21 protein-coding genes, 1 tRNA gene and 1 pseudogene are annotated in these 18503 nt (G+C 61.8%); 18 read left to right on the forward strand and 5 right to left on the reverse strand.

Annotated elements, in window-relative coordinates:
• Nucleotides 1-10: 10 nt before the first annotated feature.
• From L1P09_RS03980 to L1P09_RS03995, 4 genes and pseudogenes are all read right to left on the reverse strand, one after another.
• On the reverse strand, nt 11-904 hold the full coding sequence (locus L1P09_RS03980; protein WP_029887429.1) for a bestrophin family protein: 894 nt from the start codon (nt 902-904) through the stop codon (nt 11-13).
• A 112-nt stretch (nt 905-1016) separates the two neighbouring features.
• Nucleotides 1017-1103 (reverse strand): annotated as a pseudogene (locus tag L1P09_RS03985) (GNAT family N-acetyltransferase); the annotation flags it as partial.
• A gap of 103 nt (nt 1104-1206) precedes the next feature.
• The gene (locus tag L1P09_RS03990) at nt 1207-1854 is read right to left on the reverse strand and encodes a trypsin-like peptidase domain-containing protein (protein WP_029887430.1); all 648 of its coding nucleotides are present in this window, start codon (nt 1852-1854) and stop codon (nt 1207-1209) included.
• 260 nt (nt 1855-2114) lie between these two features.
• Nucleotides 2115-2199: transfer RNA gene (locus tag L1P09_RS03995), tRNA-Leu, on the reverse strand.
• Nucleotides 2200-2306: 107 nt separating this feature from the next.
• Here L1P09_RS03995 and queA point away from each other — a divergent pair.
• The 6 genes from queA to L1P09_RS04025 all read left to right on the forward strand — a co-directional run bounded on the left by queA (nt 2307) and on the right by L1P09_RS04025 (nt 8373).
• The gene (gene queA, locus L1P09_RS04000) at nt 2307-3356 is read left to right on the forward strand and encodes a tRNA preQ1(34) S-adenosylmethionine ribosyltransferase-isomerase QueA (protein WP_009682050.1); all 1050 of its coding nucleotides are present in this window, start codon (nt 2307-2309) and stop codon (nt 3354-3356) included.
• Between the two features lie 14 nt (nt 3357-3370).
• Nucleotides 3371-4486: a tRNA guanosine(34) transglycosylase Tgt gene (tgt, locus tag L1P09_RS04005; RefSeq protein ID WP_009682049.1), complete on the forward strand. Its 1116-nt coding sequence runs from the start codon at nt 3371-3373 to the stop codon at nt 4484-4486.
• Between the two features lie 42 nt (nt 4487-4528).
• Nucleotides 4529-4864, forward strand: coding sequence for a preprotein translocase subunit YajC (yajC, locus tag L1P09_RS04010; protein ID WP_008092587.1), 336 nt, complete (start codon nt 4529-4531; stop codon nt 4862-4864).
• Between the two features lie 63 nt (nt 4865-4927).
• Nucleotides 4928-6790 (forward strand): protein translocase subunit SecD, encoded by a 1863-nt coding sequence (secD, locus tag L1P09_RS04015; RefSeq protein ID WP_029885472.1) that lies wholly within the window; start codon nt 4928-4930, stop codon nt 6788-6790.
• A gap of 10 nt (nt 6791-6800) precedes the next feature.
• Nucleotides 6801-7709, forward strand: coding sequence for a protein translocase subunit SecF (gene secF, locus L1P09_RS04020; protein ID WP_009682047.1), 909 nt, complete (start codon nt 6801-6803; stop codon nt 7707-7709).
• A gap of 121 nt (nt 7710-7830) precedes the next feature.
• Nucleotides 7831-8373, forward strand: coding sequence for a glycine zipper 2TM domain-containing protein (locus L1P09_RS04025; RefSeq protein ID WP_033744396.1), 543 nt, complete (start codon nt 7831-7833; stop codon nt 8371-8373).
• Between the two features lie 216 nt (nt 8374-8589).
• On the opposite strand, the gene suhB is transcribed toward L1P09_RS04025, so the two are convergent.
• Nucleotides 8590-9408 carry a type III secretion system regulator SuhB gene (gene suhB, locus L1P09_RS04030; protein WP_009682045.1) on the reverse strand — a complete coding sequence of 273 codons (819 nt, stop codon included), beginning with the start codon at nt 9406-9408 and terminating at the stop codon, nt 8590-8592.
• A 151-nt stretch (nt 9409-9559) separates the two neighbouring features.
• On the opposite strand from suhB, the gene trmJ reads away from it, so the two are divergent.
• From trmJ to rlmN, 12 genes are all read left to right on the forward strand, one after another.
• Nucleotides 9560-10315: a tRNA (cytosine(32)/uridine(32)-2'-O)-methyltransferase TrmJ gene (gene trmJ / locus L1P09_RS04035; RefSeq protein ID WP_054881954.1), complete on the forward strand. Its 756-nt coding sequence runs from the start codon at nt 9560-9562 to the stop codon at nt 10313-10315.
• Nucleotides 10316-10318: 3 nt separating this feature from the next.
• Complete coding sequence (gene cysE, locus L1P09_RS04040; protein ID WP_029885475.1) at nt 10319-11104, forward strand: serine O-acetyltransferase; 786 nt, start codon at nt 10319-10321, stop codon at nt 11102-11104.
• Between the two features lie 178 nt (nt 11105-11282).
• On the forward strand, nt 11283-11774 hold the full coding sequence (gene iscR, locus L1P09_RS04045; RefSeq protein WP_008092572.1) for a Fe-S cluster assembly transcriptional regulator IscR: 492 nt from the start codon (nt 11283-11285) through the stop codon (nt 11772-11774).
• Nucleotides 11775-11819: 45 nt separating this feature from the next.
• Nucleotides 11820-13034, forward strand: coding sequence for an IscS subfamily cysteine desulfurase (locus L1P09_RS04050; protein ID WP_009682042.1), 1215 nt, complete (start codon nt 11820-11822; stop codon nt 13032-13034).
• A 46-nt stretch (nt 13035-13080) separates the two neighbouring features.
• Entirely contained in the window at nt 13081-13467 is a 387-nt protein-coding gene (gene iscU / locus L1P09_RS04055; protein WP_003248539.1) for a Fe-S cluster assembly scaffold IscU, read from the forward strand.
• 28 nt (nt 13468-13495) lie between these two features.
• Nucleotides 13496-13819, forward strand: a complete 324-nt coding sequence (gene iscA, locus L1P09_RS04060; RefSeq protein WP_003248536.1) for an iron-sulfur cluster assembly protein IscA — start codon at nt 13496-13498, stop codon at nt 13817-13819.
• An 8-nt stretch (nt 13820-13827) separates the two neighbouring features.
• Nucleotides 13828-14349 (forward strand): co-chaperone HscB, encoded by a 522-nt coding sequence (gene hscB / locus L1P09_RS04065; protein ID WP_054911407.1) that lies wholly within the window; start codon nt 13828-13830, stop codon nt 14347-14349.
• 42 nt (nt 14350-14391) lie between these two features.
• The gene (gene hscA, locus L1P09_RS04070) at nt 14392-16254 is read left to right on the forward strand and encodes a Fe-S protein assembly chaperone HscA (RefSeq protein WP_029885477.1); all 1863 of its coding nucleotides are present in this window, start codon (nt 14392-14394) and stop codon (nt 16252-16254) included.
• Between the two features lie 3 nt (nt 16255-16257).
• Entirely contained in the window at nt 16258-16599 is a 342-nt protein-coding gene (fdx, locus tag L1P09_RS04075) for an ISC system 2Fe-2S type ferredoxin (RefSeq protein ID WP_023533300.1), read from the forward strand.
• 10 nt (nt 16600-16609) lie between these two features.
• Entirely contained in the window at nt 16610-16810 is a 201-nt protein-coding gene (iscX, locus tag L1P09_RS04080) for a Fe-S cluster assembly protein IscX (RefSeq protein WP_009682037.1), read from the forward strand.
• Between the two features lie 88 nt (nt 16811-16898).
• Nucleotides 16899-17324 (forward strand): nucleoside-diphosphate kinase, encoded by a 426-nt coding sequence (gene ndk / locus L1P09_RS04085; RefSeq protein ID WP_009682036.1) that lies wholly within the window; start codon nt 16899-16901, stop codon nt 17322-17324.
• Nucleotides 17325-17352: 28 nt separating this feature from the next.
• Nucleotides 17353-18498 (forward strand): 23S rRNA (adenine(2503)-C(2))-methyltransferase RlmN, encoded by a 1146-nt coding sequence (gene rlmN / locus L1P09_RS04090; protein ID WP_009682035.1) that lies wholly within the window; start codon nt 17353-17355, stop codon nt 18496-18498.
• Nucleotides 18499-18503 lie beyond the last annotated feature (5 nt).

Below are 18503 nucleotides of genomic sequence, written 5' to 3' on the forward strand. Positions count from 1 at the left end.
CCAAAATCCATCAGGCTCCCACCACCTCGCCACACTGCGCCTCGCGCTGCATGGATTCCAGGTTGCGCTCAATCGTCTCGCAAATGGTGTCCATCTGGATCTGGTGCTCACTGAACCTGAACGGGCTCTGCAAGTCGGTACCGATCCGCTCGATGGCCAGCAACATGAACCCCACCACCGTCGACGCCAGCGGTGTGAACCAGCCCAGCGACTCCACCAGCCCCACCGGCACGATCAGGCAGAACAAGGTGATGAACAGGCGCGGAAAATACACATAAGGGTACGGCAGCGGCGTATTGGCAATCCGCTCCATGCCGCCCTGGGCATTGGACAGGTCCACCAGGGTTGCCTCCAGCCGCGCCAGGCGAATGCTGTCCAGCCGCCCGGCCTGGTATTCCCGGGCCAGCAGGGCCGCCGAGCCGCTGAGGATGTCGTTGGCGAAGTTGTTCGAGCGGTTGCGCCGTTCGAACTCCGCCGGCGGGATAAAAGCCATCAGTTCATCCGGGCAGGGTTCACCTTTCAGGTGTGCCGCCAGGCAGTTCACATAGGCGACATGCCGGCGCAGCAGGGTGGCCTTGACCGGGTTCAGGCCGTCGTCCGTGTCATCGATCAGGGTCAGCGTCTGCCGGGCAAAGCTGCGCGAGCTGTTCACCAGCGCGCCCCATAACGTGCGTGCTTCCCACCAGCGGTTGTAGGCACTGCTGTTGCGAAAGCTCACCAGCACCACCAGCGCAGAACCCAACAGGGTCAATGGGATCAGCGGCAAGGTGAACTTGCTGTTGAAGAACAGCATGAAGTCGATGGTGACCAGCACATCCCAGATCAGCAGCCAGAACAGCGACCAGCCGATGTAGCCGATGGTCTTCACCACCAGGCGGTACTTGCGGGCGATGACGTCTTTCACGCGGGGGTACCTCGGAACGCGGGGGATGCAGGATGGGACGTCGAGGGGCGCCGAAGGTTCGCCATCCTTTGAGCGGGTGTATCCATAAGGATACGATTGGGTGCCACTTGATGATGCCGAATGGTGTGAAGCCCAGCTGTGGATAGAGCAGCAGGCCGGCGGTGTCGTGATTGAGGCATGGCACTCGGGCCTCCCGAGCGCAGGCTCAAATCCCGCGCAGGCCCTGTAGGAGCGGGTTTACCCGCGAAGAGGCCATCAGCCTCACATCATAGGCCGCTTTCCATCCAGCACCGCGCCCCGATTCACGGCTTGGCGGCCACCGCCACGTAGCCTTTGACCGCAGCCGGCGCCCTCGGCTTGGCCTTGCGTGCCAGCAGGTACTGATAGCGCCGCCACTCCTTGTCGATCTCGTTGAACGACATGAACACGCTGATGCGTTCCTTGCCGATCAGGTCGGGGCGCCTGCCGGCGTCGATCTCGCTGGTCGGGATGATGGCCACGTTGATGCCTACGACCTTGCCATCGTCGGCAAACACCGGCCCACCCGACATGCCTTTGGTGATCGGGCCATCGTGTACCGAGTAGAAGACACTGCCAGGCGTACCTTCCAGCCGAACCAGCGACGGCAGGGCATGGCCCTTGCCTTGCATCGGCATCATCAAGCTGTTGTAGCCGACCGCCGTCACGGCCTCGCCCGGCACGTACTGGCGCCAGGCCGGTAACGTCGCAGCCTTGTGCTTGAAGAACACCACATCACCGAGGCCTTCGTGAACCACGTTGGGCAGGAAGGGGGTGTGTTTGGCGGTTACTGCGTAATCCTCATTCCACTGGATGGCGCTGGCCATCAGCAGCATTGGCAGCGGAGCACCGGAGGTGACCACGAATGCCTGGCTGTAGACGGGATCGGAAACGTAAGACGTTGGCACTCCATTGCACCCACCCAGCAGCATCATTGCTGCCACACAGGGCGCTATAGCTTTCATGGTTCACACAGGATTGAGGGGAAGGGTGCGCAACTATGGCTAAGTGCCATTATTCGGACAATCCTTTCGTGATATATCCGACGAATGACAGCTTAAGTGCTAATCAGAAGGGTAGCCAATAGAATCGGGGTATCGGGGTGAGGCGCCGTGGCGGTGGCGTCAAGGCGAAGGGTGGTTTTGGCGAGACGAAAAAAAAACCGACCATAAGGTCGGCTTTTTCCGGATTTTGGTGCCCCGAGGGAGACTCGAACTCCCACTCCTTTCGAAAACGGATTTTGAATCCGCCGCGTCTACCAATTCCGCCATCAGGGCGTGTGGCGCGCAGTATAGAGAGCTGCCGCTGGTCGGTCAATCGGCTTTCATGGTCAATTTTCACACATTGGGCTAAACTTCCCGGCCCTGCCGAACCGAACATCATCATGCGCGTCGCCGATTTTTCCTTCGAACTCCCCGATTCCCTGATCGCCCGCCACCCACTGGCCGAGCGCCATGGCAGCCGTCTGCTGGTCCTCGATGGGCCGAGCGGCGTGCTGGCACACCGGCAATTTCCCGATTTGCTCGAGTACCTGCGCCCCGGCGACCTGATGGTGTTCAACAACACCCGGGTCATCCCGGCCCGCTTGTTCGGCCAGAAAGCGTCTGGCGGCAAGCTGGAGGTGCTGGTCGAACGCGTGCTCGACAGCCACCGGGTGCTGGCTCACGTAAGGGCCAGCAAGGCGCCGAAAGAGGGCGCGGTCATCCTCATCGATGGCGGTGGCGAGGCCGAAATGGTCGCCCGCCACGACACACTGTTCGAGCTGCGCTTCACCGAAGAGGTGCTGCCACTGCTCGACCGCGTCGGCCACATGCCGTTGCCGCCCTATATCGACCGCCCTGACGAGGGCGCCGACCGTGAGCGCTACCAGACCGTCTACGCCGAGCGTGCCGGTGCAGTGGCCGCGCCTACCGCCGGCCTGCACTTCGATGAAGCGTTGCTGGAAAAAATCGCCGCCAAGGGCGTGGAGCGCGCCTTCGTCACCCTGCACGTGGGCGCTGGCACGTTCCAGCCGGTGCGTGTCGACAAGATCGAAGACCACCATATGCACAAAGAGTGGCTCGAAGTGAGCCAGGACGTGGTCGATGCCATCACGGCCTGTCGCGCTCGGGGTGGCCGGGTGATCGCCGTGGGCACCACCAGCGTGCGTTCGCTGGAAAGTGCCGCGCGCGACGGCGTGCTCAAGGCGTTCAGCGGCGACACCGATATTTTCATCTACCCGGGTCGGCCGTTCCATGTGGTCGACGCGCTGGTCACCAACTTCCACCTGCCGGAGTCCACGCTGTTGATGCTGGTCTCGGCCTTCGCCGGCTACCCCGAGACCATGGCCGCCTACGCCGCGGCGGTGGAGCAGGGGTACCGCTTCTTCAGTTACGGTGATGCCATGTTCATCACCCGCAATCCGGCGCCACGCGGCCCCGAGGATCAAGCATGAGTCGCACCTGTCGAATGTCCTTCGAACTGCTGGCCACCGACGGCAAGGCCCGTCGCGGTCGCATCACTTTCCCTCGTGGCACCGTGGAAACCCCGGCGTTCATGCCGGTGGGCACCTATGGCACGGTCAAGGGCATGCTGCCACGCGATATCGAGGCCATTGGCGCCGAGATGATCCTCGGCAATACCTTCCACCTGTGGCTGCGCCCCGGCACCGAGGTGATCAAGAAGCACAACGGCCTGCACGATTTCATGCAGTGGAAGGGCCCGATCCTCACCGACTCCGGTGGTTTCCAGGTGTTCAGCCTGGGCGCCATGCGCAAGATCAAGGAAGAGGGTGTGACCTTCGCCTCGCCGGTCGATGGCTCCAAGGTGTTCATGGGCCCGGAAGAGTCGATGCAGGTCCAGCGTGACCTGGGGTCGGACGTGGTGATGATCTTCGACGAGTGCACCCCGTACCCGGCCGAGCACGATGTCGCGCGCACCTCCATGGAGCTGTCGCTGCGCTGGGCCCAGCGCTCGAAGAACGCCCACGCCGACAACACCGCCGCGCTGTTCGGCATTGTCCAGGGTGGCATGTACCAGGACCTGCGCATGCGCTCGCTCGAGGGCCTGGAAAACATCGGCTTCGATGGCCTGGCCATTGGTGGCCTGTCGGTTGGCGAGCCCAAGCACGAAATGATCAAGGTGCTGGATTACCTGCCTGACCAGATGCCGGCTGACAAACCTCGTTACCTTATGGGGGTAGGCAAACCGGAAGATCTCGTTGAGGGTGTGCGCCGCGGCGTCGACATGTTCGACTGCGTGATGCCAACGCGCAACGCGCGCAACGGGCATCTGTTTGTCGATACAGGGGTGATCAAGATCCGCAATGCGTTCCATCGCCACGATGAATCGCCGCTGGATCCGACCTGTGACTGCTACACCTGCACCAACTTCTCGCGCGCCTATCTGCACCATTTGGACAAGTGCGGCGAAATGCTGAGCAGCATGCTGAATACCATCCACAACTTGCGCCATTACCAGCGCTTGATGGCCGGTTTACGCGAGGCCATTCATCAGGGTAAATTGGCCGCCTTTGTCGACGCCTTCTACGCCAAGCGCGGGCTTCCGGTTCCGCCCTTGGACTGACTGTCTGCATCCATTATTAGAAAATTACATTAGGAGTGCCCAATGAGCTTCTTGATCCCCGCCGCATACGCGGACGCTGCAGCACCTGCCGCCGGCCCAGCCGGTACCGGCTTCGAGTGGATTTTCCTGGTCGGTTTCCTGGTCATCTTCTACCTCATGATCTGGCGCCCACAGGCCAAGCGTGCCAAAGAGCAGAAGAACCTGCTGAGCAACTTGCAAAAAGGTGACGAAGTTGTCACCAACGGCGGTATCGCCGGCAAGATCGTCAAGGTTTCCGATGACTTCGTGGTATTGGAAGTGTCCGACACTGTCGAACTGAAGTTCCAGAAGGGTGCCATTGCTGCGACCCTGCCAAAAGGTACGCTCAAGGCTATCTGAGTTACCGGTTTTATTTTCCAGTCGGGGCGCGCAACGCGCCCCGCGTCTTGAACGGGCGGCGTGATGCTGAACAAATACCCTCTGTGGAAATATGCACTGATCGTGCTGGTACTGGTGGTCGGTTTCATTTATTCCGCACCCAACCTTTACCCGGACGACCCGGCGGTGCAGATCAGTGGTGCCAGCTCGGCGCTGCAGGTGAACCAGGCCGACCTCGACCGCGTCAGCAAGGCGTTGGTCGATGCCAAGATCCCAGTCAAGGGCACCAGCCTGGGCGAGAAGGGCAGCGGGCTGATCCGCCTGACCAACCAGGAAGACCAGCTGCCGGCCAAGGATGTGGTGCGCAAGGCGCTGGGCGATGATTACGTCGTGGCCCTGAACCTGGCCCAGACGACTCCGCAATGGCTGCGCAACCTGGGTGCAAGCCCGATGAAGCTGGGCCTGGACCTGTCCGGTGGTGTGCACTTCCTGCTGGAAGTGGACATGGACAAGGCCATGAGCGCCCGCATGAAAGTCTACGAAGGCGAGGTCAAGACCTTGCTGCGTAAAGAGCGTGTGCGCTACCGCAGCCTGCCTCAGCAGGATGGTGGCATCATGCTGGGCTTTGCTGACGATGCAACCCGCGAACAGGCGCGAGCCCTGATCCGCAAGAATTTCAATGATTTCGACCTGACCACCACCGAGCGCAACGACCTTGCGGTGCTGCGCCTGGCGCTGACCCAGGCGAAGGTCGCCGAAATCCGCGAATACTCGATCAAGCAGAACCTCACCACCGTGCGCAACCGCGTCAACGAGCTGGGCGTGGCCGAGCCGCTGGTACAGCGTCAGGGCGCCAACCGCATCGTGGTCGAGTTGCCGGGTGTGCAGGACACTGCCGAAGCCAAACGTATCCTGGGTAAAACCGCCAACCTCGAGTTCCGTTTCGGTGCCGAACCGGGTGCGTCCAAGGCCACTACCGAGGTGTTCGAGTTCCGCGAAGGCGGCCGGTCCGCTGCGGTCGAGCGCGGGCTGATCATTACCGGTGACCAGGTTACCGACGCCCAGGCAAGCTTCGATGAACACGGCCGCCCACAGGTGAACATTCGCCTGGATGGCCACGGTGGCGAGCTGATGAGCCGCGCTACCCGCAGCAACGTTGGCCGCAGCATGGCGGTGATCTTCATTGAGCAGAAGCCGGTTACCCGCTACGTCAAGCAAACCGTCGACGGCGTCGAGAAAGACGTGGCCGTGCAAAGCTTCGTCGAAGAAAAGAAAATCATCAGCCTGGCCACCATCCAGTCGCCGCTGGGTAGCCAGTTCCGCATCACCGGCCTGAACGGCCAGGGCGAATCGTCCGAGCTGGCGCTGTTGCTGCGTGCCGGTGGTCTGGCTGCACCGATGTACTTCGCAGAAGAACGTACCATTGGCCCAAGCCTGGGTGCCGACAACATCACCAAAGGTATCGATGCATCGCTGTGGGGCATGCTGTTCGTCTCGCTGTTCATCATCGCCATCTACCGTGGTTTTGGCGTGATCGCCACCATCGCCCTGGCGGGCAACATGGTGCTGCTGCTGGCACTGATGTCGCTGCTGGGGGCCACCCTGACCCTGCCGGGCATTGCCGGTATCGTGTTGACCATGGGTATGGCGGTAGACGCCAACGTGCTGATCTTCTCGCGCATACGCGAAGAGCTGAAGGCCGGCATGTCGGTGCAGCGCGCCATCCACGAAGGTTTCAACCGCGCCTATACCGCGATCATCGACGCCAACCTGACCAGCCTGCTGGTCGGCGGCATCCTGTTCGCCATGGGTACCGGCCCGGTCAAGGGCTTTGCGGTCACCATGTCCCTCGGGATTTTCACCTCGATGTTCACCGCCGTCATGGTGACCCGCGCAATGGTCAACCTGACCTGTGGCGGGCGTGACATCAAGAAGCTGTGGGTTTGAGGGAGCTGCGATGAAAACCATCAACTTCATGGGCGTGCGCAATGTCGCGTTCGCCATTACCGTGCTCCTCACCGTGCTGGCGCTGTTCAGCTGGTGGCAGAAAGGCCTGAACTTCGGCCTGGACTTCACCGGTGGTACGCTGATCGAGCTGACCTACGAGCGCCCGGCAGACCTCAAGGCGGTACGCGCCGAGCTGGTCGACTCCGGTTTCCACGAGGCCGTGGTGCAAAGCTTTGGTGCTACCACCGACCTGTTGGTGCGTATGCCGGGTGATGACCCGCAACTGGGCAACAAGGTAGCTGCCGCACTGCAGAAGGCGGGCGGCGACAACCCGGCCACGCTCAAGCGCGTCGAGTTCGTTGGCCCGCAGGTGGGTGAAGAGCTGCGCGACCAGGGTGGCATGGGCATGCTGCTGGCGCTGGGCGGCATCCTCATCTACCTGGCCTTCCGCTTCCAGTGGAAGTTCGCGGTGGGGGCGATCATCTCGCTGATTCACGACGTGGTGGTCACACTGGGTATCCTGTCGTTCTTCCAGATCACCTTCGACCTGACGGTGTTGGCGGCAGTGCTGGCGATCATTGGCTACTCGCTGAACGACACCATCGTCGTGTTCGACCGGGTGCGGGAAAACTTCCGCGTCATGCGCAAGGCTTCGTTGATCGAGAACATCAACGTGTCCACCACCCAGACCTTGCTGCGTACCATCGCCACCTCGGTTTCGACCTTGCTGGCCATCGCGGCGCTGTTGTTCTTTGGCGGTGACAACCTGTTCGGCTTCTCGCTGGCCTTGTTCATCGGGGTGATGGCAGGTACCTACTCGTCGATCTATATCGCCAACGTGGTATTGATCTGGCTGAACCTGAACAGTGAAGACCTGATCCCGCCGACCAAGGCAGAAGGCGTGGACGATCGTCCGTAGCGGCTAGCCCAACACCGCCTGGCGGTGCAAAAGGCGCGAGTATTGAACTCGCGCCTTTTTTTTTGCTCCAAGGCTGGGAGAAGCGCGGGTTGCGACCCGCTGTTACGATCAGGAGGTTGACGTGAATAAATCAATGCTGGTGGGTGCGGTACTGGGTGCTGTCGGTGTGACTGCCGGAGGTGCTGTCGCGACCTACAGCTTGGTCAACAAGGGGCCTGAATATGCCCAGGTCACCGACGTGCAGCCGATCAAGCAACAGGTGAAAACCCCGCGTGAAGTGTGCAAGGACGTTGCCGTAACGCGCCAGGCGCCGGTCAAGGACCAGCACCAGATCGCCGGTACCGTGGTAGGCGCCCTGGCGGGCGGCTTGCTCGGCAACCAGATCGGTGGCGGCACAGGCAAGAAGATCGCCACCGTTGCCGGTGCGGTCGGTGGTGGTTATGCCGGCAACAAGGTGCAGGAAGGCATGCAGCAGCGTGACACCTACACCACCACGCAAACCCGCTGCAATACGGTCAATGACATCAGTGAAAAGGTGGTGGGGTACAACGTGAAGTACACCCTGGGTGATCAGGTAGGGCAGGTGAAGATGGACCGCGAGCCAGGGTCGACCATTCCGGTGGACAAGAATGGCAAGCTGATCCTGAGCGAGGCCGGGCAGTAAGTCTGAATGTGGTCCGCTCTTTTATGTGGGGCGGCCTTGCGTCGCGAAAGGGGCGCGGAGCGGCCCCAGGGTCTGTGACCCATCAGAGAGTGTCGGGGCTGCTTTGCAGCCCTTTCGCGACACAAGGCCGCTCCCACAAAATGCGGATTGTGGACGGCTTCGGCAGGCACAAAAAAGCACCCCGAGGGGTGCTTTTTGTTTGCCAGCAATCCGCGCTTAGCGCTTCAGGCTTTCTGGCAGGTGTGGCTGGATAGCGGTCAGCACGGCCTTGAAGCACTTGATGTTGCCCGCAACGATGTGGCCTTTGTCGAGGAAGTCGTGGCCACCGTTGAAGTCGCTCACCAGGCCACCGGCTTCCTGGATCAGCAGCACGCCGGCGGCCATGTCCCACTCGGACAGCCCCGATTCCCAGAAGGCGTCGAAGCGGCCGGCAGCAACGTAGGCCAGGTCCAGGCTGGCAGCGCCGGCGCGGCGGATGCCGGCAGTCTGGCCGGTCAAGGCGCGGAACATGCCCAGGTAGTTGTCGAGGTCGGCCATCTGGCTGTCGCGGAACGGGAAGCCGGTACCCAGCAGGGCGCCTTCCAGGCTGGTGCGCGAGCTGACACGCAGGCGGCGGCCATTGAGTTGGGCGCCACGGCCACGGCTGGCGGTGAATTCTTCCTGGCGAACCGGGTCGACGATCACGGCGTGCTCAAGGCGGCCACGGTATTTGCAGGCAATGCTGACAGCGAAGTGCGGGATGCCACGCAGGAAATTGGTGGTGCCGTCCAGCGGGTCGATGATCCACAGGTAATCCTTGCCCTCTTCACCGGTGCCGGCGTGCAGGCCGGTTTCTTCACCCTGGATGGAGTGGTTCGGGTAGGCCTTGCGCAGGGCGTTGACGATGGTCTGCTCGGCGGCGCGATCGACTTCGGAAACGTAGTCCTTGGCCTCTTTCTCATCGACCTTGATGCTATCCAGGCGTTCGATGGAGCGGAAAATCAGTTCACTGGCGCTGCGAGCGGCGCGCAGGGCGATATTCAGCATAGGCTGCATGGGCGGGTCACCTGGAGATGTTAAAGAAGAAAGCCGATCATTCTAGCAGAAAACTGTGGCGGCAGAAGGGGCACATTTGCTTTCGTGGCGTTACGTCTGTCGGTTCTGTAAGATCCAAGCCCCTGATTCCTGCATCTGTGAGCGCAACACCTTGCTGCAAAATATTCGTGTTGTTCTGGTCAATACCAGCCACCCCGGCAACATCGGCGGCGCTGCGCGTGCCATGAAAAACATGGGCTTGTCGCGTCTGGTGCTGGTGCAGCCGAAAGAGTTCCCCGCCGTGGATGCCAGTGCCCGCGCCTCTGGTGCCGACGACGTGCTGGGCAATGCCCAGGTGGTCGACAGCCTCGAACAGGCCCTGGTCGGCTGCAACCTGGTGATGGGCACCAGCGCCCGCGAGCGCAGCATTCCCTGGCCGTTGATCGGCCCGCGTGAATGTGGCGAAAAGGCGGTGGTGCATGCCAATGGTGGCGAAGAAATCGCCCTGGTGTTCGGGCGCGAACACGCCGGCCTGACCAACGAAGAACTGCAGCGATGTCACTTCCACGTGCACATTCCCTCCAACCCCGACTTCAGCTCGCTGAACCTGGCTGCCGCCGTGCAAGTGCTCGCCTATGAGGTGCGCATGGCCTGGTTGGCCGCCGGTGTGGCACCGGCCCAGGTCGAGAAGGTGGATGCCAGCGAGCTGGCGACCATGGACGAAATGGAGCTGTTCTACGACCACCTGGAGAAAACCCTGGTGGGCATCGGCTTCCTCGACCCTGCAAAGCCCAAGCACCTGATGCCGCGCTTGCGCCGGCTGTACGGGCGGGTGGCGGTCGAGCGTTCGGAGATGAGCATTTTGCGCGGCATCCTCACCGAGACCCAGAAAGTGGTCCGGGGCGAGCCGCATAAACGGAAGGACTGAAAGATGTTTGAACGCCTGCGTGAAGATATTCAAAGCGTATTCCACCGTGACCCGGCTGCGCGCAATGCCTTCGAGGTGCTCACCTGCTACCCGGGCATGCATGCCATCTGGCTGCATCGAATGGGTAATGCCTTGTGGCGGCGCGACTTCAAGTGGCTGGCGCGCCTGGTCTCGAACTTCGGCCGCTGGCTCACCGGTATCGAGATTCACCCGGGTGCCACCATCGGCCGGCGTTTCTTCATCGACCACGGCATGGGCATCGTCATCGGCGAAACCGCCGAAATCGGCGATGACGTCACCCTGTACCAGGGCGTTACGCTGGGCGGCACCAGCTGGAACAAGGGCAAGCGCCACCCCACCCTGGAAAACGGCGTGGTGGTAGGGGCGGGGGCCAAGGTGCTGGGCCCGTTCACCGTGGGTGCGGGGGCCAAGATCGGCTCCAATGCGGTGGTGACCAAGGCGGTCCCGGCCGGTGCCACGGCAGTGGGTATCCCCGGGCGCATCATCGTCAAGCGCGAAGACAGCGAAGTGGAGGCCAAGCGCAAGGCGATGGCCGAGAAGATCGGCTTCGACGCCTACGGTGTGAGTGGCGACATGCCTGACCCGGTGGCGCGCGCCATTGGCCAGATGCTCGACCACCTGCAGGCCGTCGACGAGCGGCTGGAGGGTATGTGCGGCGCGTTGACGAAAATGGGCAGTGACTACTGCGCCAAAGAGCTGCCGGCCCTGCCTGAAGATGACTTCACCGAAGCGGCCCAGGCCGTCAGGCGCGACACTCAGCCGCATTGATTGCGCCGCGGCGCACCGAGGTAGACATACGGGGCGTGTGCTCACGCCCCTCGTCTGCTACAATCGCGCCGCCTCCCAGATGCAAACCCGACTAAAGCAGTAGGTCTAATAGTTGACTTAAATGCTCGGGAATCGCATACTTGCACACATCCCGAAACTCCCGTGGTACCCAATAGCCATGCGACTGACTACCAAAGGCCGATACGCCGTGACTGCCATGCTCGACCTGGCGTTGCACGCGCAGCATGGGCCGGTGTCTTTGGCCGATATTTCCGAGCGCCAGGGCATTTCCCTCTCTTATCTGGAGCAGCTGTTCGCCAAGCTGCGCCGTAGCAGCCTGGTTTCCAGTGTGCGCGGCCCAGGTGGCGGCTATCAGCTGTCGCGCGGTATGGAAACCATCCAGGTGGCACAGGTCATCGACGCGGTCAACGAATCGGTCGATGCCACCCGTTGCCAGGGCCTCGGGGACTGCCATGCCGGTGATACCTGCCTGACCCACCACCTGTGGTGCGACCTCAGCCAGCAGATCCATGAATTCCTCAGCGGCATCAGCCTGGCCGACCTTGTCATGCGCCGTGAGGTGCAGGAAGTCGCCCAGCGCCAGGACTTGCGTCGTGTCGCAGGCCGAACCGCCCAGCTGGACAAGATTGAGACGTCTGCCGTCGATTGACCCTTAGCCACGACGAGCGACGCCACCGCCTGATAGGAGAGACAAATGAAGTTGCCGATCTACCTCGATTACTCCGCGACCACGCCGGTTGACCCACGCGTCGCCCAGAAAATGGCCGAATGCCTGCTGGTCGACGGAAACTTCGGTAACCCGGCTTCGCGCTCCCACGTGTTCGGCTGGAAGGCCGAAGAAGCGGTCGAGAACGGCCGTCGCCAGGTTGCCGAGCTGATCAACGCCGACCCGCGCGAGATCGTCTGGACCAGCGGTGCCACCGAGTCCGACAACCTCGCCCTCAAAGGCGTGGCGCACTTCTATCAGACCAAGGGCAAGCACATCATCACCTCCAAGATCGAGCACAAGGCGGTACTGGATACCGCTCGCCAGCTGGAGCGTGAAGGTTTCGAAGTCACCTACCTGGAGCCAGGCGAAGACGGTATCGTCACCCCGGCCATGGTCGAGGCAGTGCTGCGTGACGACACTATCCTGGTGTCGCTGATGCACGTGAACAACGAAGTCGGCTCGATCAACGACATCGCCGCCATCGGTGAGCTGACCCGTGCGCGTGGCGTGCTGTTCCATGTCGATGCCGCCCAGTCGGCCGGCAAGGTGGAAATCGACGTGCAGAAGCTGAAGGTCGACCTGATGTCGTTCTCGGCGCACAAAGCCTACGGCCCGAAAGGCATCGGCGCGCTGTACGTCAGCCGCAAGCCGCGTGTGCGTCTGGAAGCCATCATCCACGGTGGTGGTCATGAGCGCGGCATGCGTTCGGGCACCCTGCCGACCCACCAGATCGTCGGCATGGGCGAAGCATTCGCCATCGCCAAGCAGGAAATGGCCGCCGAAAACGTACGCATCAAGGCCCTGAGCGACCGCTTCTTCAAGCAGGTCTCCAGCCTTGAAGAGCTGTACGTCAACGGTAGCCAGACTGCCCGCGTACCGCACAACCTGAACCTGAGCTTCAACTACGTCGAAGGCGAATCGCTGCTGATGTCACTGAAGGACATCGCCGTATCGTCTGGTTCGGCGTGCACCTCCGCGTCGCTCGAGCCGTCGTACGTACTGCGCGCTCTGGGCCGCAACGACGAGCTGGCGCACAGCTCGATCCGCTTCTCCTTCGGCCGCTTCACCACCGAAGAAGAAGTCGACTACGCCGCGCAGAAAGTCTGCGAGGCCGTCAACAAACTGCGTGAACTGTCGCCGCTGTGGGATATGTACAAAGACGGCGTTGACATCTCCAAGATCGAGTGGGCCGCCCACTAAGCAGTCGCCGGCAAGAGCGGCTCCCTGATGAGGAAGGAATTGCACCATGGCATACAGTGAAAAGGTCATCGACCACTACGAAAACCCACGCAACGTCGGCAAGATGAATGCCGAAGACCCGGATGTCGGTACCGGCATGGTCGGCGCCCCTGCGTGTGGCGACGTGATGCGTCTGCAAATCAAGGTCAACGAGCAGGGCGTGATCGAAGACGCCAAGTTCAAGACCTACGGTTGCGGTTCGGCCATCGCTTCCAGCTCCCTCGCTACCGAGTGGATGAAGGGCAAGACCCTGGACGAAGCCGAAACCATCAAGAACACCCAGCTGGCAGAAGAACTGGCGTTGCCGCCGGTCAAGATCCACTGCTCGGTACTCGCCGAAGATGCCATCAAGGCAGCTGTGCGCGATTACAAGCAGAAGAAAGGCTTGATCTAAGCCGCCTGTTGCGAGGTAAGGAGTCCTGATGGCTATCAGCATGACAGAAGCCGCCGCCAACCACATTCGCCGCTCCCTCGATGGGCGCGGCAAAGGTGAGGGCATTCGCCTGGGCGTGCGCACCACCGGTTGCTCGGGCCTGGCCTACGTGCTGGAGTTCGTTGACGAACTGGCCGACGAAGACCAGGTGTTCGAAAACCACGGCGTCAAGGTGATCATCGATCCCAAGAGCCTGGTGTACCTCGACGGTACCGAGCTGGACTTCGTCAAGGAAGGGTTGAACGAAGGCTTCAAGTTCAACAACCCCAACGTGCGCGGTGAGTGTGGCTGCGGCGAAAGCTTCAACGTTTGAGGCCGGCTGTGGGTACTCCTTGTCACTACGCATTGTTTGACCTCCAGCCAAGCTTCCGCCTGGATCTCGACAAGCTGGCCACTCGCTACCGCGAGCTGGCCCGCGAAGTCCATCCCGACCGTTTTGCCGACGCCTCCGAGCGGGAGCAGCGGGTCGCGCTGGAAAAGTCCGCAGCCCTCAACGACGCCTACCAGACGCTGCGCAGTGCGCCGCGTCGTGCCCGCTATCTGCTGGCCATCAGCGGTCACGAAGTGCCCCAGGAAGTCACGGTCCACGACCCGGACTTTTTGTTGCAGCAGATGCAGTGGCGCGAAGAGCTGGAAGAGCTGCAGGACGAAGCCGACCTGGACGGCGTAGCGGCATTCAAGAAGCGCTTGAAGGCCGCCCAGGACTCGCTGAACGAGGATTTCGCTGCCTGCTGGGACGTTCCCGCCGAGCGCGACAAGGCTGAGCGCCTGATGCGCCGCATGCAGTTCCTCGACAAGCTCGCCCAAGAAGTGCGCCAACTGGAAGAGCGCCTCGACGATTAACCCGGTGTCGCCCGTGATGGCACCTAAGGTACTCAGATAAGCATGGCCCTACTGCAGATTGCCGAACCCGGTCAAACCCCTCAACCGCACCAGCGTCGCCTGGCGGTGGGCATTGACCTGGGTACCACCAACTCCATGGTCGCCGCATTGCGCAGCGGCCGCAGCGAGCCCCTGCCCGATGCGCAGGGTAACGTCATTCTGCCGTCCGCGGTACGCTACCTCGACGGGCGTATCGAGGTGGGGCAGGCCGCGCGTGAGGCCGCTTCCAGCGACCCGCTGAACACCGTGCTGTCGGTCAAGCGCCTGATGGGGCGCGGCGTTGCCGACGTCAAGCAGTTGGGCGAGCAACTGCCTTACCGCTTTGTTGGCGGTGAGTCGCACATGCCGTTCATCGATACCGTGCAGGGCCCGAAAAGCCCGGTGGAAGTGTCCGCCGACATCCTCAAGGTGCTGCGTGAGCGGGCCGAAGCGACCCTGGGTGGCGAGCTGGTAGGCGCGGTGATCACCGTGCCAGCCTATTTCGACGACGCTCAGCGCCAGGCGACCAAAGACGCTGCACGCCTGGCAGGCCTGAACGTGCTGCGCCTGCTCAATGAGCCGACCGCCGCTGCCGTTGCCTACGGCCTGGACCAGAACGCCGAAGGCGTGGTGGCCATCTATGATCTGGGCGGCGGTACCTTTGACATTTCCATCCTGCGCCTGACTGCCGGTGTGTTCGAAGTGCTGGCCACCGGCGGCGATACCGCCCTGGGCGGCGACGATTTCGACCATGCCATCGCCGGCTGGATCATCGAGCAGGCCGGTCTTTCCTCCGACCTGGACCCGGCCACCCAGCGCGCACTGCTGCAGACTGCCTGCGCTGCCAAAGAGGCCCTGACTGACGCCGACGTGGTCACTGTCAGCCATGGTGCCTGGCAAGGTGAGCTGAGCCGTGTTGCCTTCGACGCCATGATCGAGCCGATGATCGCCCGCAGCCTCAAGGCTTGCCGCCGCGCGGTGCGCGACAGCGGCGTTGAAATGGACGAAGTCAGCGCCGTGGTCATGGTCGGTGGCTCGACCCGCGTGCCGCGTGTGCGCGATGCGGTGGGTGCGCTGTTTGGCCGTACGCCGCTGACCTCGATCGACCCGGACCAGGTGGTGGCCATCGGCGCCGCGATTCAGGCCGATACCCTGGCCGGCAACCGCCGCGAAGGTGGCGAACTGCTGCTGCTCGATGTCATTCCGCTGTCGCTTGGCCTCGAAACCATGGGCGGGCTGATGGAGAAGGTGATCCCGCGCAACACCACCATTCCGGTGGCGCGTGCCCAGGAGTTCACTACTTACAAAGACGGCCAGACGGCCATGATGATCCACGTGCTGCAAGGCGAGCGTGAGCTGATCAGCGACTGCCGCTCGCTGGCGCGTTTCGAGCTGCGTGGCATTCCGGCCATGGTCGCCGGCTCGGCAAAAATCCGCGTCACCTTCCAGGTGGATGCCGACGGCCTGCTCAGCGTTGCCGCGCGCGAGCTGGGTTCGGGCGTGGAAGCCAGCATCCAGGTCAAGCCGTCCTACGGCCTGACCGACGGCGAAATCGCCCGCATGCTGAAGGACTCGTTCGAACACGCCGGCTCCGACAAGGATGCCCGCCAGTTGCGCGAGCACCAGGTGGACGCCGAGCGCCTGCTCGAAGCGGTACAGGGCGCCCTGGACGCCGATGGCGAACGCTTGCTCAGCAGTGACGAGCGCGACGCCATCGAATTCCAGATGCAAGAACTACGTGATTTGCTGGCGGGCACCGATGGCGCAGCCATCGAGCAACAGACCAAGCGTCTGTCGCAGGTGACCGACGCATTTGCCGCCCGTCGCCTTGATTCGACGGTCAAAGCCGCACTGGCCGGGCGCAACCTGAATGAGATCGAGGAGTAATCGATGCCGCTGGTAACCTTCCTGCCGCATGAGAAGTTCTGCCCTGAAGGCCTGACCGTGGATGTGCCAGCCGGGACCAACATCCTGGAGCTGGCCCACGACCATCACATCGAGATGGAAAGCGCCTGTGGCGGGGTAAAGGCTTGCACCACCTGTCACTGTATTGTTCGCAAAGGTTTCGATTCGCTCGAAGAAGCCGATGAGCTGGAAGAGGACATGCTGGACAAGGCCTGGGGCCTGGAGGCGCAGTCGCGCCTGGGTTGCCAGGTGGTGGTCGCCGACCAGGACCTGACCATCGAGATCCCCAAGTATTCGCTGAACCACGCTGCCGAAGCACCGCACTGAGGGCCTGTACATGAGTCTGAAATGGGTTGATGTACTTGAAATCGCCATCCAGCTTGCAGAAAGCAAGCCGGAAGTCGATCCTAAATATGTGAATTTCGTCGACCTGCACCGCTGGGTGCTGGCATTGCCAGAGTTCAGCGACGATCCGTCACGCGGCGGTGAGAAAGTGCTTGAGGCAATCCAGGCCGCCTGGATTGACGAAGCCGACTAAGCGTTGCGTGCAGGTTAGGCAATCCCCTCGAACCCGCGTATAATTCGCGGGTTTAATTTTTCGTAACACTCATATTCTGGAGTTTTCCATGGCTGTTCAACGTACTTTCTCGATCATCAAGCCTGACGCCGTTGCCAAAAACGTCATCGGCAAGATCACCACCCGTTTCGAAGAAGCCGGCCTGAAAATCGTTGCCTCGAAAATCAAGCAACTGTCCAAAGCCGAAGCCGAAGGCTTCTACGCTGAGCACAGCGAGCGCGGCTTCTTCGGTGACCTGGTTGCCTTCATGACTTCCGGTCCGGTAGTTGTTCAGGTCCTGGAAGGTGAAAACGCCATCGCCAAGAACCGTGAGCTGATGGGCGCTACCAACCCTAAAGAAGCTGCTCCTGGCACCATCCGCGCCGACTTCGCCGAGTCCATCGACGCCAACGCCGTTCACGGTTCGGACTCCGAAGCTGCTGCTGCTCGCGAAATCGCTTACTTCTTCGCTGCTACCGAGGTAACCACTCGCTAAGCGAAAGCTTACGGGTGAGGGTGAATCCATGACGACATCTACTGGCAAAATCAACCTGTTGGGCCTGACCCAGCCGGAAATGGAACAATTCTTCGACTCTATCGGGGAGAAGCGCTTCCGCGCCGGCCAGGTGATGAAATGGATTCACCATTTTGGCGTGTCCGATTTTGCGGCCATGACCAACGTTGGCAAGGCCTTGCGCGAGAAGCTCGAGGCCGTTGCCGAGATTCGCCCCCCGGAAGTGGTCAGTGAAGACATTTCCGCCGACGGCACCCGCAAGTGGGTGATCCGCGTTGCCTCCGGCAGCTGCGTCGAAACCGTCTACATTCCTACCGACGACCGCGGCACCCTGTGCGTATCGTCGCAAGCCGGCTGTGCCCTGGACTGCAGCTTCTGCTCCACCGGCAAGCAAGGCTTCAACAGCAACCTCACCGCCGCCGAAGTGATCGGCCAGGTGTGGCTTGCCAACAAATCCTTCGGGACCGTCCCTGCCAAAATCGACCGCGCCATTACCAACGTGGTGATGATGGGCATGGGCGAGCCTCTGCTGAACTTCGACAACGTCATCGCCGCCATGAAAATCATGATGGATGACCTGGGCTACGGCATTTCCAAGCGTCGCGTCACCTTGTCCACCTCGGGCGTGGTGCCAATGATCGACGAACTGGCCAAGCACATCGACGTGTCGCTGGCACTGTCGCTGCACGCCCCTAACGACGAACTGCGCAACAAGCTGGTGCCGATCAACAAGAAGTACCCGCTGAAAATGCTGCTGGAATCGTGCATGGGCTACATGGCCACCCTGGGCGGCAAGCGCGTGCTGACCATCGAGTACACCCTGCTCAAGGACGTCAACGACCAGCCAGAGCATGCCGCGCAAATGATCGAGCTGCTGCGCGACGTGCCGTGCAAGATCAACCTGATCCCGTTCAACCCGTTCCCGCATTCGGGCTATGAGCGGCCTAGCAACAATGCCATTCGTCGTTTCCAGGACCTGCTGCACCACGGTGGTTTCAACGTCACCACCCGTACTACCCGTGGCGACGACATCGACGCTGCCTGCGGTCAGTTGGTGGGGCAGGTCAACGACCGCACGCGCCGCAGTGAGCGCTATATTGCTGTGCGCCAACTGTCTGCGGATGTCGAGCTGCAAGACAGCGCCGCCAGCCACTGACCGGG

Source organism: Pseudomonas juntendi (genome assembly GCF_021560075.1).
GTDB lineage: Bacteria > Pseudomonadota > Gammaproteobacteria > Pseudomonadales > Pseudomonadaceae > Aquipseudomonas > Aquipseudomonas juntendi.